At 64.3% G+C, this 17,064-nt stretch carries 7 protein-coding genes and 1 pseudogene; 7 read left to right on the plus strand and 1 reads right to left on the minus strand.

The window, feature by feature from the left end; genetic code table 11:
• Positions 1-26: 26 nt before the first annotated feature.
• The 6 genes and pseudogenes from AWC08_RS26310 (at position 27) to AWC08_RS26335 (ending at position 10,432) form a co-directional block, all read left to right on the plus strand.
• Complete coding sequence (locus tag AWC08_RS26310; protein WP_065133793.1) at positions 27-1,448, plus strand: condensation domain-containing protein; 1,422 nt, start codon at positions 27-29, stop codon at positions 1,446-1,448.
• A 141-nt stretch (positions 1,449-1,589) separates the two neighbouring features.
• Positions 1,590-4,601, plus strand: a complete 3,012-nt coding sequence (locus AWC08_RS26315) for an MMPL/RND family transporter (RefSeq protein ID WP_069434108.1) — start codon at positions 1,590-1,592, stop codon at positions 4,599-4,601.
• 83 nt (positions 4,602-4,684) lie between these two features.
• Positions 4,685-5,794, plus strand: coding sequence for an acyltransferase PE (gene pe, locus AWC08_RS26320; protein WP_069434109.1), 1,110 nt, complete (start codon positions 4,685-4,687; stop codon positions 5,792-5,794).
• A gap of 50 nt (positions 5,795-5,844) precedes the next feature.
• Positions 5,845-6,902: pseudogene (locus AWC08_RS26325) on the plus strand (NAD(P)H-dependent amine dehydrogenase family protein).
• Positions 6,903-7,070: 168 nt separating this feature from the next.
• Positions 7,071-7,526, plus strand: a complete 456-nt coding sequence (locus tag AWC08_RS26330) for an MmpS family transport accessory protein (RefSeq protein ID WP_065133819.1) — start codon at positions 7,071-7,073, stop codon at positions 7,524-7,526.
• Positions 7,523-10,432, plus strand: a complete 2,910-nt coding sequence (locus AWC08_RS26335; protein WP_065133797.1) for an MMPL/RND family transporter — start codon at positions 7,523-7,525, stop codon at positions 10,430-10,432. Before AWC08_RS26330 ends, AWC08_RS26335 begins: the two co-directional genes overlap by 4 nt.
• Before the next feature lie 17 nt (positions 10,433-10,449).
• Here the strand turns inward: AWC08_RS26335 and bla are convergent, their stop codons facing one another.
• Positions 10,450-11,373 (minus strand): class A beta-lactamase, encoded by a 924-nt coding sequence (gene bla, locus AWC08_RS26340; protein WP_069434110.1) that lies wholly within the window; start codon positions 11,371-11,373, stop codon positions 10,450-10,452.
• Between the two features lie 371 nt (positions 11,374-11,744).
• Here bla and AWC08_RS37510 point away from each other — a divergent pair, with 371 nt between their 5' ends.
• Positions 11,745-17,006 carry a PPE family protein gene (locus tag AWC08_RS37510; RefSeq protein WP_244906543.1) on the plus strand — a complete coding sequence of 1,754 codons (5,262 nt, stop codon included), beginning with the start codon at positions 11,745-11,747 and terminating at the stop codon, positions 17,004-17,006.
• Positions 17,007-17,064 lie beyond the last annotated feature (58 nt).

Consider the following 17,064-nt stretch of genomic DNA (forward strand, 5'->3'; position numbering starts at 1 on the left):
AAGGTGGCGCGACCGGGAGGAAAGATTTGCAAATAGGGAAAATAACGATCGGTTCACTCGAGGATTGGACGGTGCGCCCCGGCACCCTCATTTCCTGGCACCCTACGCCGGCCGCACGGGAAAAGGCGCAACAGGCGCCCGTCAGTTCTGTTCCGGTTAGTTACATGCAGGGCCAGCATCTTCGGAATTATCACCAGAGAAAAGGTTCCGGCCTCGACTTTTCCCGGCTGCTGATCGCAACTTGTGAGGTACCGGGGCACTGCGATACGGCGATCATGAATCAGGCGCTCAACACATACCTGCGCCGCCACGACACATACCGCAGCTGGTTCGAGTTCACCGACAGCGGCGACATCGTCAGGCATACGATGACAGATCCCGCCGATATCGAGTTCGCCCCCGTCGACCACGGCCAGGTGAGCGTCGAACAAATTCACGACCATGTCGTGGCGACACCCGATCCACTGCAGTGGGGCTGCTTCTCGTTCGGGATCGTGCAGAGCGAAGACCACTTCACCTTCTACGCGAGCATCGACCACGTGCACGGAGACGCGACGTTGATCGGCATCACGATGCTGGAATCCAACGCCGTGTATGCCTCGATGGTGGGCGGCGACGGGTCCCTGGCGCTGCCTGACAGCGGCAGCTACGACGACTACTGCGTCCGGGAGCGCGAGCGCACGTCGGAGTTGAACCTGGATTCGCCACAGGTCCGCAAATGGATCGACTTCGCCGAGAATAACAATGGCAGCCTTCCCGAATTTCCGCTGCCGCTGGGCAACCCATTGGAGCTGACCAACAGCGACATGGTGACCGAAATCCTGATGGACGCCGCACAGACGGCCAGATTCGATTCGGCCTGCACAGCAGCCGGCGCGCGGTTCGTCGGCGGCCTGTTCGCCTGCATGGCCTTGGTCGACCACGAGTTCACCGGGGCGGCCACCTATTACGCACTCACTCCCCGAGACGCCCGCCGCAGCGACGAGAATTTCATGACTCAGGGCTGGTTCACCGGCCTGGTGCCAATCACCATTCCCATCGCTGCCGCGTCTTTCGGTGAAGCCGCCTGGGCGGCGCAGGAATCATTCGATTCGAGCCTCGATATGGCCAAGGTGCCGTATTACCGGGTGCTGGAATTGGCGCCCTGGCTCGATTGGCCCCGGCCTAACTTTCCGGTTTCGAACTTTCTGCACGGCGGCGCCGCTCCACTGAATAGCGTCCTCGCCGCCGCCGAAATGAGCGCCGCCAACAGCATCGGAATATATTCCGACCGCAGGTATTCCTATCAATTGACCATCTACATATTCAGGTACGAGCAGGGCACCGCCATGGCGGTCATGTTCCCGGACAATCCGATCGCCCAAAAATCGGTGGCCCGATATGTCGAGGCAATGAAATCCGTGTGCACGCGGGTCGCCGATAGCGGCCATTGGGGACGCGTCACGTAGTCTGGGAGCACTTGGGAGTTTTCCGATGACCGCTGTTTTTAGTGAAATGCCCGAAGTCGCGGCGGGGGCGACACATAATCGAGCAGAGCGACCGGCGGTGAGCATCGGAGGCGGACCGCGAGAACCTGAGGTGGGGGCAATTTGCGACGGCTAGCCGATTTTGTGGTGCGGTGGCCCTGGGCCGTAATTGGGCTCTGGGTCGCGATTGCGGTTGCCCTGCCGCTGACATTGCCGTCCCTGAACGAGATGGCCCAGAAGCACCCGCTGGCCATCCTGCCCGACGACGCGCCATCTGCGGTCACCGCGCGCAAGATGACCGAGGCGTTCCACGAGTCGGGCAGCGAGGATCTGCTGCTGGTTGTGCTGACCAACGAGAAGGGCCTGGGTCCCGCCGACGAAGCCGCCTACCGCAAACTGGTCGGCGCGCTGCGCGCGGACAGCCGCAACGTCGTCATGCTGCAGGATTTCGTCAGCACACCGCCGCTGCGGTCCGTCCTGACCAGCAAGGACCGCAAATCGTGGGTGCTACCGGTCGGCCTTGCCGGCGAGTTGGGCACCCCGCGGTCCTACGCGGCTTTCAACCAGGTCACCGGCGTGGTCAAACAGAGCCTCGCCGGCAGCCCCTTGACGGCGAACCTGACCGGACCGGCCGCCACCGTCGCCGATCTGACCGTGGCGGGAGAAAGAGATCGACTCCCGATCGAGGTGGCGATCGCCGTCCTGGTGCTCGTGGTGCTGCTGGTGGTCTACCGAAACCCGGTCACCATGCTGCTACCGCTGCTGGCGATCGGGATATCCATGGTGATCGCCCAAGCCGTGGTCGCCGGATTCTCCCAAGCCAGCGGCCTTGGCGTGTCCAACCAGTCCATCGTGTTCCTGAGCGCGATGATCGCCGGCGCCGGAACCGATTACGCGGTGTTCCTGATCAGCCGGTATCACGACTACCTGCGGCGCGGATCGGATTCCGACCCGGATCACGACCCGGATTACGACCAAGCCGTACGGCGGGCCCTGATGTCCATCGGCAAGGTGATCGCCGCGTCCGCCGCCACGGTCGGACTTACCTTTCTCGGCATCAGTTTCGCCCGGATGGGGGTGTTCTCCACGGTAGGAGTGTCCTCGGCGATCGGCGTCGGCGTGGCGTTCCTGGCGGCGGTCACGCTGCTGCCGGCGATCCTGGTGGTGGCCGGGCCGCGCGGCTGGGTCAAACCCCGTCGCGAACTGACCGCTAACTTCTGGCGGCGCTCCGGGATCCGCATCGTGCGGCGGCCGAAGACTCACCTGGTGGCCAGCCTGCTGGTGTTGATCATCCTGGCGAGCTGCGCTGGCCTGGTGCGCTACAACTACGACGACCGCAAGGCCGTGCAGGCATCCGCTCCCAGCTCCCGCGGCTATGCCGCGCTGGACCGGCATTTCCCGGTCAACCAGTCCATTCCCGAATACATCCTCGTCCAGTCGCCGCATGACCTGCGCACCCCGCGGGCCCTTGCCGACTTGGAACAGATGGCCGACCGTGTCAGCCAGCTGCCGAATATCGCCGCGGTCAGCGGCATCACGCGGCCCACCGGGGTGGTCCCCGAGGAGTTCCGGGCCACCTATCAGGCGGGCGCCGTCGGCGCGCGGCTGGGCGAAGGGTCCACGGTCATCCGCGACCACAACGATGACCTGAACCGGCTGGTCAAAGGCGCCGACACGCTGGCCGACAATCTCGGGGACGTGCGCGGCCAGGTCAACCAGATGGTTTCGGGCATGCAGGGTCTGCTCGACTCGTTTTCGTCCATGCGGAGCCAGTACGGCGGTGACAAGCTGGTCAAGGAGGTCGCGACGGCAGCCAAGCTGGTCAACAGCATCAACGCGCTCGGCAACTCCATGGGCTTGAGCTTCACCGCCGTCAAGGACATGTTCGCCTGGGTGGGCCCGGTGCTGATCGCACTGCAGGGCAACCCGGTCTGCGACCTCGACACCTCGTGCAGCGCCACCCGTGCGCAGTTCGAACGGGTGGTCGCCGCGCGCAACGACGGGAGCCTCGACGAGATCAACGATCTTGCTCGCCAACTGGAGACCTTTCAGGATCGGCAAACCCTGAACGCGACGGTGGACCGCCTGCGCAACGCCCTGAACGGCCTCACCAAGGCGATGCATGCCATGGGCCTCGACCAGCCCGGTGGCCTGCAGACCGGCTTGAACAACCTCCAGCACGGCGCCGACCGCGCCGCGGGCGGCAGCCGGCAAGTGGCCGACGGGGTGGAACAGCTCGTCGGCCAGGTCAAGGACATGGGCGCCGGCCTGGCCGAGGCGGCGGCGTTCCTGTTGTCGCTGAAAGACGACGCGGCGGAACCGTCGATGGCGGGCTTCAATATTCCGGCTCAGTTGCTGCGCATGGATGAATTCAAGAAGGCGGCCCGGATTTTCATTTCACCGGACGGGCACTCGGTGCGCTACCTGGTTCAAACCAAACTCAACCCATTCAGCGCGGAAGCGATGGATCAGGTCAATGCCATCACCAACGCCGCCCGGAGCGCTCAACCGAACACCGCGCTGTCGGACGCGTCAATTTCGATGGCGGGATACCCGGTCACACTGCGCGACACCCGCGATTATTACCAGCACGACATTCGGTTCATCATCTTCGTCACCCTGGTGGTTGTATTACTGACCTTGATGGCGCTCTTGCGTGCGGTTGTCGCGCCGCTGTATTTGGTTGGATCCGTGGTCATTTCGTTCTTGTCCGCGGTCGGGATCGGCGTCCTGGTGTTTCAATTCCTGCTCGGCCAGCAATTGCACTGGTCCGTGCCGCCGTTGGCCTTCGTCGTGTTGGTCGCGGTGGGTGCCGACTACAACATGCTTTTCATCTCGCGAATGCGCGACGAATCACCGCACAGCGTGCGTTATGGCGTGATTCGCGCGCTGAGTTCGACCGGCGGCGTGATCACCGCGGCGGGCTTGATCTTCGCCGCCTCGGTGGGTGGCCTGCTGTTCTCGAGCATCGGCACGGTGGTCCAGGGCGGTTTCGTGATCGGCGTCGGCATCTTGCTGGACACTTTCCTGGTACGGACCATCACGGTGCCGGCTGTGGCAACCCTGGTCGGACGGGCGAGTTGGTGGCCTGCGCGGCTGAGCCCCCGGCGCTCGCTGTCCGGAGGCGCCGCGTGACAAGGCAATTAGCGGGACCACGCGAGGTGTGCGAGACTCGCGGAACCAAGCCGATCAGGCCCTCGATCAGGCGAGGAGTGGGGATGAAGAAGCTACTCGCGGGAATTTTCGCGCTGGGGATCCTGGGAATGCAGGTGACGACAGGATGTTTCGGGGGTCCGGCGGCCACCGCAGACGAAACCCCGGCCGACCCCCCGCCCAGCCCTGGGACGGCGTACGCGCTGGGCGGCGCGCACGTACTGGGTATCCCCTATGACGAGTACATCCGCCGCGAGGGCGCCGAATGGTTCCCCGGATTGCGGCGACAGATCGTCGACTACCCCGCCGGCCAGGTGCAGGGCCACGTGCTGGGACGACTGTTTCCGGGCATCGGCCGGCTCGACGAGATGTTCCCCGGCCTGGGCGTGGACGGACCCAGCGTCGGCGAATCGGTCGACGTCGGCGCGGACAACCTCGATGCGGCCATCCGCCGGGGTGGTCCTGGCACCACGATCGGTCTGTCCGAGGGTGCGCTGGTGCTGAATGCTCTGCAGGCCCGGCTGGCCAATGACCCGACCGCTCCACCGCCAGATCAACTGACCTTCGCCACATTCGGCGACCCCGTCGCGCGTCATGCCTTCGGCCAGAGCTTTCTGACCGCCATGTTCCCGGCGGGCAGCGTCGTGCCCGCGCTCGACTACACGGTCCCGCCTCCCGTCGAGAGCCAGTACGACACCAAGATGTTCATCTCCGCCTATGACTCGATCGCGGACTTCCCCGACCGTCCGGACAACTGGATGTCACTGGCCAACACGCTGGTCGGGCTGATGACAGGCCATACCGCGGTGGCGTTCACCAACCCGAGAATGGTCCCGCCGCAGAACATCCGGACGACGGTCAACTCACGGGGCGCGACGACCACCACGTATCTGATTCCCGAGCGGCACCTTCCGCTGGTATTGCCGTTCCAGTACGCCGGCGTTCCCGAGCAGACGCTCAACGAGCTCGACGCGGTGTTGCTGCCGATGGTCAACGCCGGGTACTCGCGCAATGACGATCCGCTGACCGCTCCGGTGCAGGTGGACCCGGTCAACGGATACGACCCGGCCGCCGTCACCGCGCCGGCCACCCAGGCCACCTTCGGCGGCGGCGCCGACCCCCTGTCGCAGATCTTGTCGGGGGCGATGTCGGTACTGAACCGGGGTGCCCGCTAGCAGACGCGTACGGCAATATGGCTCCCGTCAAACCGGCGCAAAGGAGCCCGATGAGCACAGCCAGCACCGACCGTCCCCTGCGCGTGATCCAGTGGACCACCGGCAACATCGGGCGTCGTTCCTTGCACGCGATCATCGGACGCCCCGACATGGAGCTCGTCGGGGTCTATGCCCACGGCGCGGACAAGGTCGGGGTGGATGCCGCCGAGTTGGCGGGCTGGCCGGAGCCGACCGGGGTGCAGGCCACCAACGACATCGACGCGCTGATCGCGCTGGGCGCCGACGCGTGTTGCTATAACCCGTTGTGGCCCAACATCGATGAGCTGGTGCGGCTGCTGGAGGCGGGAGTCAACGTGTGCACCAGCGCGGCGTGGATCACCGGCGGCAAGCAGACGCCGCAGGACCGTGAACGTGTTACCGCGGCCTGCGAACGCGGCGGGTCGAGCATCTTCGGCAGCGGTGCGCATCCGGGAATGACGAACATGGTCGGCATGGTGCTGTCGGCGTCCTGCGAGCGCGTCGACGAGATCCGCATCACCGAGTCGGTCGACTGCTCGACCTACGAGTCGGCGGGAACCCAGACGGCGATGGGCTTCTCACAGGACCCCGACACGCCCGGACTGGCCGAGAGCGTGCGACGGGAGAGCGAGGTGTTCGCCGAGTCCGCCGCGATGATGGCCGACGCCATCGGCGCCCGACTGGACCGGATGACCTTCGACGTCACGTTCACCGCCGCCACCGGCGACACCGATCTCGGCTTCATGAAGATCCCCGCCGGAACCGTCGGCGGCGTCTACGGATACCACCGCGGCTGGGAGGGCGACCGCAATGTCGTCAGCGTCGGCTTCAACTGGACCATGGGCGATCACGTCGTCCCGCCCAAACCGCTCGAGCACGGCACGTCATCCAGGTTTTCGGACTGCCCAACATGCGCACGGTGCTGCACTGCCTGCCACCGAAAGACTGGACCGAACCCGGCTTTATGGGCCTGGGCATGATCTACACGGCGATGCCGGTCACCAACGCCGTCCCCGCAGTGGTCGCCGCCAGGCCGGGCATCGTGACGCTCGCCGACCTGCCGCCGGTGACCGGCCGGGTAGCACGCTGATTGTGTCGTTGAGCACACCACCCGCACCCCGAGGAACGTTGGCGTCCACTAAGAGCTAACATACTTAGCCGAGCAAACATTCTGCGGATTTGTCGCGCCGGGGAAGCAAGCTCTCCCGCGGGGTGTTGCAACCCTGAGTTGGGGCCGGAGACGTAAAGGGCGGTGGCGATGAAGGCTGGTGCGATCGCGGGTCCCACTACCCGCTTTCTCCGGAAGGCGTGGATACCCCTGGTTCTCATCGTGGTGCTGGCCGTCGCGGGACTGGTGGTGTCCCGGCTGCACAAGATCTTCGGATCCGAGGACCTCAACGCCAACGCCGGGGCCGGCATCGAGATCGTGCAGTTCAACCCCAAGGTCGTCAAATACGAGATCTTCGGGCCGCCCGGAGCCACCGCGAACATCAACTACTGGGATGCGGATGCCAACACGCACCAGGTCGACGCGGCGCCGCTGCCATGGACTTTCACCATCTCGACGACGCTGCCGTCGGTGAGCGCCAACATCATGGCCCAGAGCGACGGGAGCCGGATCGGCTGCCGCATCACGGTCGACAACGTGGTGAAGGAAGAAAAGCAGTCCGACGGCGTCAATCCGCAGACCTTCTGCCTGGTGAAGTCGGCATGAGCGACCTCAACCACCGAGTTGCCATCGACGACACGGCACCGATCACGACGGCGCCCACCGACCCGAAGGAAAAACGCGGCCACCGGCCCCTGATCCCGCATACCATCCGCATCTTCGCCGTGCCGATCATCATCGGGTGGGTGGTGCTGACCGTCCTGGTCAACGTCGTCGTTCCGACGCTGGAGAAGGTCAGCGAGCAGCACTCTGCGCCGATGACGCCGGTGGACGCGCCGTCCATGGTGGCGATGATGCGCCTGGGCCACAACTTCAAGGAATTCGACTCCAACAGCACGGTGATGATCGTGCTGGAAAGTAAGCAGCCCCTGGGCGATGACGCTCACCGCTACTACGACAACGTGATCCGCCAATTGCGCCAGGACCACGAGCACATTCAGCACATCCAGGACTTCTGGGGTGACCGGCTGACCGCGGCCGGAGCCCAGAGCGCCGACGCCAAGGGCGCCTACGTGATGCTCAATCTCGCGGGCAACCAGGGCACCACGCTGGCCAACGATTCCGTGGAAGCCGTGCGAAAAGTGTTGGAGCACAACCCACCACCGCCGGGGGTGAAGTCGTATGTGACCGGGCCGGCGGCACTGTCCGACGATATGCACATCATCGGCAACGCCAGCCTGGCCACCATCACCCTGTTCACCCTCGGGGCGATCGCGATCATGCTGCTGCTGGTCTACCGGTCGATCGTCACGACCTTGGTCCAGCTGTTCATGACGTTCGTCGCGCTCGCCTCGTCACGGGGAATCGTGGCAGTTCTGGGGTACCACAACGTCTTCGGTCTCACCACGTTCGCCGCGAACATCCTGACCATGCTGGCGATCGCCGCGGGAACCGACTACGGCATCTTCCTGATCGGACGCTATCAGGAGGCGCTGCGCGCGGGCGAGGATCGAGAAACCGCGTACTACACCACCTTTCGCGGGGTTGCTCCCGTGGTGCTGGGCTCGGGTCTGACCATCGCCGGCGCGACGTACTGCTTGAGCTTCACTCGGCTGCCCTGGTTCAACACCATGGGCGCGCCGGTGGCTATCGGCATGTTGGTGGTGGTGCTCGCCGGTGTCACGCTCGGGCCCGCGGTGGTGTTCGCCGGCAGCAAGTTCGGACTCTTCGAATCCAAGAGCACGGCCCGGCAGGGGCGGATGTGGCGGCGCGTCGGCACCGCGGTGGTGCGTTGGCCCGCACCGATTCTGGCGGTCAGCACCGCGATCGTCCTCATCGGGATGGTGGCCCTGCCCAGCTTCGTGACGAGTTACAACGACCGCTACTACCTGCCGGCGTCCGCCCCGTCCAACCTCGGCCAGCAGGCCGCCGACCGGCACTTTTCGCAGGCACGGATGGACCCGGACATGCTGATGGTCGAGGCCGACCACGACATGCGGAACCCGGCCGACATGCTGGTGCTCGACCGGGTGGCCAAGAACGTGATGCGCACCGTGGGAATCGCCATGGTGCAGGACATCACCCGGCCCTTGGGTATCCCAATTCAGCACAGCTCCATACCTTTTCAGAACAGCATGCAAAGCCAGACGACGATGCAGAACATGGCGTTCCTGCAGGACCGCATGAAGGACATCACCAAGATGGCCGACGAGATGCAGTTCATGATCGAGACCATGGAGCGCATGTACAAGGTGACGACGGAACTTTCCAACGCCGCCGACGACAGCGCCAGGACCACCGCGGAGACCGCCGAGATCACCAACCGGCTGCGCGACCACATCGCCGACTTCGACGATTTCTGGCGTCCGATCCGCAGCTACTTCTACTGGGAAAAGCACTGCTTCGACATTCCCATCTGCTGGTCGTTGCGCTCGCTGTTCGAGTCGCTGGACGGATTCGACCAATTGGCAGGGCAATTCGACTTGCTGACCAAAGACATCCAGCGCACGGCGGATGCCACCCACTCGATGCTGGTGCTGATCCCGCCGATGATCACCACAATGAAGACGACCAAAGCGCTGACGCTGACCATGCAGGCGACGTTCTCGGCGATGCTGGACCAGATGAAGGCGCTCAGCGACACCGCCGTCGTCATGGGCCAGAGTTTCGACGCCTCCAAGAACGACGATTTCTTCTACCTGCCGCCCGAGGCCTTCGACAACCCGGACTTCCAGACCGGCCTGCGCATGTTCCTGTCACCGGACGGCAAGTCAGCGCGGTTCTTCATCACCCACCAGGGCGATCCCATGACACCGGAAGGGATTTCGCGCGTCGACTCGGAACGCACCGCCGCGCAGGAGGGACTCAAGCAGTCCTCGCTGTCGGACGCGAAGGTGTACCTGGGCGGCACGGCCGCGACGTTCAAGGACATGCACGACGGCGCCAAATACGACCTGATGATCGCCGTGGTGTCGGCACTGACGCTGATCTTCATGATCATGCTGCTACTCACCCGCAGCGTGGTGGCCGCGCTGGTGATCGTCGGCACCGCGGCCAGCTCCATCGCCGCGTCGTTCGGGCTCTCGGTGCTCATCTGGCAGGACCTGTTCGGCATCAAGATCCACTGGATCGTGATGGCGCTGTCGGTGATCATCCTGTTGGCCGTCGGCTCGGACTACAACCTGCTGCTGGTGTCGCGGTTCAAAGAGGAGATCCACGCCGGTCTCAAGACCGGGATCATCCGGTCGATGGCCGGGACCGGCGGGGTGGTGACCGCCGCCGGCCTGGTGTTCGCCTTCACCATGGCGTCGATGCTCGGCAGCGACCTGCGGGTGCTCGGCCAGTTCGGGTCCACCGTCTGCATCGGGCTGCTGCTCGACACCTTGATCGTGCGCACGCTGCTGATGCCCTCGATCGCGACGCTGCTGGGCCGGTGGTTCTGGTGGCCGCAGGTGGTGCACCCGCGGGGCAGCGACAACGTGTTCATCCCGGCCAAGACGGTATCCCGCTGACTCGGCCGGAATAACCACTAGCCGGGCGCCAGCAGCCAGGGCACGGCCAGCCTCGTCACGTCGGCTATCAGAGTCTCCGAGGCGACCGCGTTGGGATCATCCGAGCGACTCCGCGTCATCACTGCCAGCAGCAGCCGCTCACCGTGGGGCCTGGAAGCCACCCCGATGTCATTGGTGCTGGCGTAGTCACCAGAGCCGGTTTTGTCGGCGATCGACCATCCGGGCGGCAGGCCAGCCCGGATGCGACGGTCCCCCGTGACGATGGTGCGCATCCACTCCTGTAGTTGTGCCCGGTGCGGTGCGTCCAGCACATCCCCGGTGAGCATGTTGAGGAAGCCGGTGCCCATCGCTCGCGGGCTGGTGGTGTCCCGGGGGTCGCCGGGGTAGGCGGTGTTCAGCTCGGTTTCCCAGCGGACCATCGAGGTCCGGTCGTCGCCGACCGAGCGGGCGAATGCGGTGACCGACGCCGGTCCGCCCAGCATGGCGAGCATCAGGTTGGTGGCGGTGTTGTCGCTGTGCCGCACCGCGGCCGCACACAATTCCGAAAGCGGCATTCGTCCCCCGATGTGGGGTTCGGTGACCGGTGAGGCGACGGGGACGGCGGCGGCCGGGTCGATGTAGACAGTGTCGGTGAGCCGCAGTTCGCCGCGCTGATCTTGCTGCAGGATCTGCGCCGCCACATACGCCTTGAACGTCGAGCAGGTCGCGAACATGTCGTCGGCGCGAAAAGCCAGTGCGCGCTGGGAAGCCGTATTGAGTCCGAACAGTCCGATCGAGGTGTTGTAGCGCTCCTCCAGCGCGGCGAGTTCGGTGTCGATCGGCGGCAACGGTTCCTCGGTGTCCAGCAGGATCGGGGGGTCGGCTAACCGGGGCCTCCCGGTCGCCACCAGCGCCGCCAGTGCGGCGCCGGCCGCGATCATTCGTCGACGGGGAAGATCCATGACGCTCCTCGTGTCGGGGTGCAAAGTTCACCGACGTTACCGGCACCGGTGGCACGGACCGGGGTTGGCGCGGCGGGGCGTGGCGAGTATCACGGAGGACCACCACCTGAATTCAAAATCGGCGACTGGGCATTGTGCACAGTCAGATAGGCATTCTGCACAGCGCGAATAGGCAATATGCACAAATTCATTGGGCAGAACGCACAGCCATAATATGAAGCTCGGCAGTCACCTGGGCGTACTCAGTTCTGCGTGTACAAATAATTCTGATAACGCAGTGAGGCCATGGCTCGGCGCAATAAACTGGCCCGAAATTGACGGTGCCGTCGAGGGCTAGACGGCGGCTTACGGTCCGAGTAGAGGGCGCACAGGTGAGTTTCTTCATTCTCCCGCCAGAGGTCAACTCCGCGTTGTTGCACGCCGGTGCGGGGCCAGCACCCATGCTGGCGGCAGCGGCGGCCTGGGAAGGATTGTCCGCGGAGCTGGGCACGGCGGCGACGGAGTTCTCGTCGGTGACCTCCGGCCTGGTGTCCGGGTCATGGCAGGGCGCCTCGGCCGCAGCAATGGCCGCCGCGGCGGCGCCGTATGCGGGGTGGTTGAGCGCGGCGGCCGCCTCGGCCGAGTCATCCGCCGTCCAGGCCAAGGCGGTGGTGGCCGCCTTCGAAGCGGTGGTGGCCACGGCCGTGCACCCCGAGGTCATCGCGGCCAACCGGTCGCAGTTCGTCTCGTTGGCCCTGTCCAATATCTTCGGCCAGAACACACCGGCCATCGCGGCCACGGAGTTCGACTACGAACTGATGTGGGCTCAAGACGTGGCCGCCATGGCCGGTTACCACCTGAACGCGTCAGCGGTGGCGTCGGCATTGCAGTCGTTCACCGAGCCGGCTCAGGTGCTCCGCGGGCTCGGAAACGCGGCGAATGCCGCCGGTGCCGCGGGCTGGGCCGCGCAAGGATTGCTCAACTCGGGTAGCACGGGCTTCGCTACGGGTGCACTCGGCGCGGCCACCGGCCCGGGCCTGCTGAATCCGGGCGGACTGCTTTCAGGTTTGTTGGGCGCGACCGGTGGTCCCACCTTCGACCTCTTCCCGATCACCCTTCCGCTCGACCTCAACGTTGCCGGTGGGATCGGCCCGATCGCCATCGAACCGATTCAGATACTCCCGACCATCCCACTGAACTTCAACCAGACCTTCCTGCTGGGTCCGCTGACCGTTCCACCCGTCCAGGTACCGGCAATTCCGTTGGTGGACTTCAGCATTCCCATCGATATCGGGCCGCTGACGTTGTCGCCCATCACCTTGGTGCCGGCAGTCAACTTCCCCAGCCAGTACATCACCATTCCCGGCTTCAACCTCGTGCCGGGCGGCATTCAAACGTCCGGGTTGTGGGCGGGTCCCCTCTTGTTGAGCCAGGGCATTTTCATCAACCCCAATGTCAATCCCATCGCGGCCGAGCTGAGTTTCACGACCCCGGCACTCACCCTGTTCCCGGGCGGTTTGAGCGTCCCCGACGCGCCGCTCCACTTCGATATCGGCATCAGGGCGGGCACCGGAGCCTTCACCATCCCCGGCTTCTCGTTGCCCGAGCAAGCCATTCCGCTGACCATCAGCACGGCCGGCCAGATCGACGGTTTCAGCACGCCGCGGATCACCATCGACGCGATCCCGGCGTCATTGCATGCCGTCGTCAGCGCCGACCGGGTGGTACCCCTGTTTCCACTTCCCTCGATACCGTTGTCGATCACGGCCAGCGGCACTGTCGGACCACTCCACGTCGCCCCCATCGCCCTGCCGCAAGCGCACGCCGCAATCACCAACGCCAGCATCAGCGTTGGCAGCTTCACCATTCCCGAGATCACCATTCCTCAAGTCCCACTCCACGCGACGGGAACCGTGGCCCTCGCCCAGAACACGATCTCGTCGGTCAACCTTCTCGACCCGCTGAATTTCGCCGGGCACCTTCAGCTCGGCCCGATCAACGGCCCCTCCGCACGCGTCGACCTGGCCAGCATGACCGTGGGCAGCGGTGCCAACGCGCCTTATCTCATCCTGCGAAACATGAACGTCGCGGTCGAAGCCCTTTTCTACGGACCTGCCAATCTTGATCTCGCGACTACCGCGCTGAGTCTGCCGGACATCAGCATTCCCGCGCAGGACATTGTCAACCTCAGCATGAATGGTGGCATTAATCCCATCACTTTATTCGCGGGCGGACTTACTTTCCCAGAGAACTCGGTCAGCCTCACCAATTTTTCGGCAGGCACCGATCCGGTCACAATTTTTCCCGATGGCTTCCGCATCGACCAATTCCCGTTCCAGGTGAAAGCCACGGCTCTCGCACCGGTGCCGGTTCCCACTACCGGCAGCATCGGCCCCATTCATATCCCGGCGGCGCCGCTCATCCAGGGGCTCCACGCGGGCGTAGCCGGCACGATCAATCTGAACCTCGGCTTGCCACCCATTCCCACCCCGGCCATCTCCCTGGGTTTGAACGGCACCACGAACTATGGGTTCGTCACGCACGAGCCGATCGTGATTCCTCCATTTGGCACCACTGGCAACCTGATCACCGACAAAATCGCGATCAACGCCATAATCGGGTCGATACCGTTCAGCCTCCGGATACCGGTCCTCGCCGGCCAGCTCGAGGGCAACGTCTTCTCCTTTGTGGTCAATCAGAACATCGACCCGATGACGGTGCCGCTTGATTTCATGACCTCGCCCATCGCCATTCCGCCGCTGTCCCTCACCGGCTCGGTACCACTCGATATTCCGCTCGACATCGTCTCCGCATCCACCATTCCTGGAATCACTCATACCCAGACAATCCCGCTCGGTTTCGCGTACGACGTCCCGAAATTCGTCATCCCCGAAACGACGATTCCTGCGATCCCGATCGGGTCGAACCTGGCGCTGCCGGGTTCTATCGGACCGCAGCTCGGCAATGCGGTGACCTCCGGTGCGACATGGCTCCAGCAGCAGTTGATGAACGCCGGCCTGGGCAACGCCGGTGTGTACAACCTGGGCAGCGGCAACCTGGGCGATCTCAACCTCGGCAACGGCAACCTCGGCAGCTACAACCTGGGCGGCGGCAATATCGGCAACGCCAACATCGGATGGGGTAACGCGGCGCTCGGCGCTCTCATGGGCCACAACACCGGGTTTGGCAATTCCGGCGCGGGCAACATCGGTTTCGGCAACACCGGGTCGGGCAACATCGGATTCGGCAACACCGGCTCAGGCAACATCGGCGTCGGGCTGATAGGCAGCAACCAGACCGGATTCGGTGGCTGGAACTCCGGCAGCGGCAACATCGGCTTGTTCAACTCCGGCGACAACAACGTCGGGTTCTTCAACTCAGGCAGCCACAACACCGGCCTCGGCAACTCCGGGCAGGGCAGCACCGGCCTGTTCAACGCCGGTGTCCAAAGCAGCGGGCTGGGCAACGCCGGCGATCACAACCTCGGCGTCTTCAACGCCGGTAGCGCAAATGTCGGCGCCTTCAACGCCGGCCACATCAATACGGGCCTGTTCAACAACGGTGACGCGAACATCGGGCTGGCCAATTCGGGCGATTTCAACACCGGTGTCCTGATCACCGGCGATCACAGCGCCGGCGCCCTGTATACCAGCGACTACCAGAATCTGCTCGCTCCGAATCTGAGCATCAATCTGCTGGATATCAACCAGAACCTAGGGCCCGTCCACATCGACCCCATTCACGTCCCCGGGGTGCCGATCAACATCGACGAGACCATTTATCTCGGTCCCTTCACCATCCCTCAGGTCGACGTTCCCGGTCTGCCGATGAACATTCAACAAGGTCTCTCGCTGCCTGCTATCACCCTGTTCGAGGGTCTCAGCAGTCCGGCGCAACAACTGGTGATTCCGCTCAACATCCCCGCCAGTAGCGGGTCAACGCTGCAGCTGCCGTCCATCGGCTTCAACGCCCAGTTCAAACCCGACAATCTGCCCCCATGGCAATTCGGGCAATACGCCATCAGCCAGCAGTTGAACACTTTGGGCCCGACCGCGGGCATCAGTATTCAGAATGGGGCGACCGAAGGCCGGACGGGAAGCGTCACGCTGAACCTTCCAGCGATCAACATTCCGAAGATCGCGACGGCCCCGGTGCCGCTGAACATCGACATCCACGGCGGCATCCCGGCCTTCACTCTCTTCCCCGGTGGCCTGTCCATTCCGCAGAACTCAATACCGGTCAATTACACGTTGACCGGCGGGCTGCAGCCGTTCACGATCTTCCCGGACGGCTACACGATCGACCCGATCCCGCTGCATCTGCGGCTGGACGCCACCCTGCTCAACCCGATCGACGGTATCCCGCCGTCGCTCAAGCTGGTGGATTTCCAGTTCTCCGGCGGCATGGGCCCGGTAACCATCCCGGACCTGCCGATTCCCACCATTCCGCTCGGACTCAACGCCAGCCTGAGCCACGGGGCGTTCACCGTCCCACCGATCGAGCTGCCGAACATCCCGATCGACATCAGCGGTGACATCGGCCTGGGTCCCATCGGCATCCCGTCTCAGACGATTCCGGCGATCTTCAACGACCCGCTGGCAGTCGTGCATTTCGACGCGTTCAAGACGTCGGTGATGAAGATTTCCCCGTTCTACATCTGGACCAGCGGAAATGCGCCCTGGGATCCGATCCCGGCGCCCACCGGGGCCTATATCTCCATCGGCTCGAACCCGCTGGTTGACCTGGCCTTCACCAACCCGCTCATTGTCGGCAGCGCCACCCAGGATCCGTATTCGATCACCTTCGGTGGCGGCACGCACGCGTTCAGCACCCCGGCAGTCATGATCGACAAGATCCCGCTGAGCTTCCAGCTGCCGGGCGGCCTGGACGGCGCCACGATCTTCCCGAACGGGCTGACTGTCCCGGCCAACAACCTGCTGGACTTGAATCTGTCCGCTGGGCCGAAGGGATTCACCATCCCCGCTCGAACCATTCCAGCCATCCAGGCCAACCTGGACGCGATCATCAAGCTGGCTACCCCGGACAACCTCCTGCCGCCGTACAAATTGTTGTACGTCACGGCCACCGGGGGCGTCGGCCCGGCCGTCTTCCCGTCGTTCCACATTCCGTCGATTCCGCTGGGTTTCGACCTCGGCGGGGGCATCGGTCCCATCACCATTCCGTCCTTCTCCACGCCGCCCATCCACTTGGGACTCGACCCGACCGCCCACGCGGGGCCCGTCTCGGTCCAGCCCATCAGCATCCCCCAGCTCGGCGTCGACGCGTTCCTCACTTTCGACGAGATCAAGACCGGACTCTCGACGACGACCGGCGGAATCTACTTCAGCGGAGGCCTCGTCCCGACGATCGATCTCAGCGGTTCCAGCACCAGCACGACGCCCGGGTGGGCCATCCCGTGGTTTACGGTGGCGACCCCGCCAGGGGGGATTCCGGGATTCTCGATCCCGGTGGATCCGATCGAAGTCGGGCTGCCTCTGTCGGTCACCATCCCGTCGCTGACCTTCCCGGGCCTCTCGATTCCACGCATTCCGTTGGGTCAGTCGCTCTCCGGTGCATTGCCGGCCTTCGACCTGCCGTCGATCACGATCGACCGGATTCCGATCAACTTCGCCGGCCCGCTCACGCTGTTCTAGAACGAGCAAGGCGTGTCGATGATGCCCGGTCCGATCTGCCACACAGTCCATCGCTTCG

The sequence above is a fragment of the Mycobacterium gordonae genome (genome assembly GCF_002101675.1).
Taxonomy (GTDB): Bacteria; Actinomycetota; Actinomycetes; order Mycobacteriales; family Mycobacteriaceae; genus Mycobacterium; species Mycobacterium gordonae.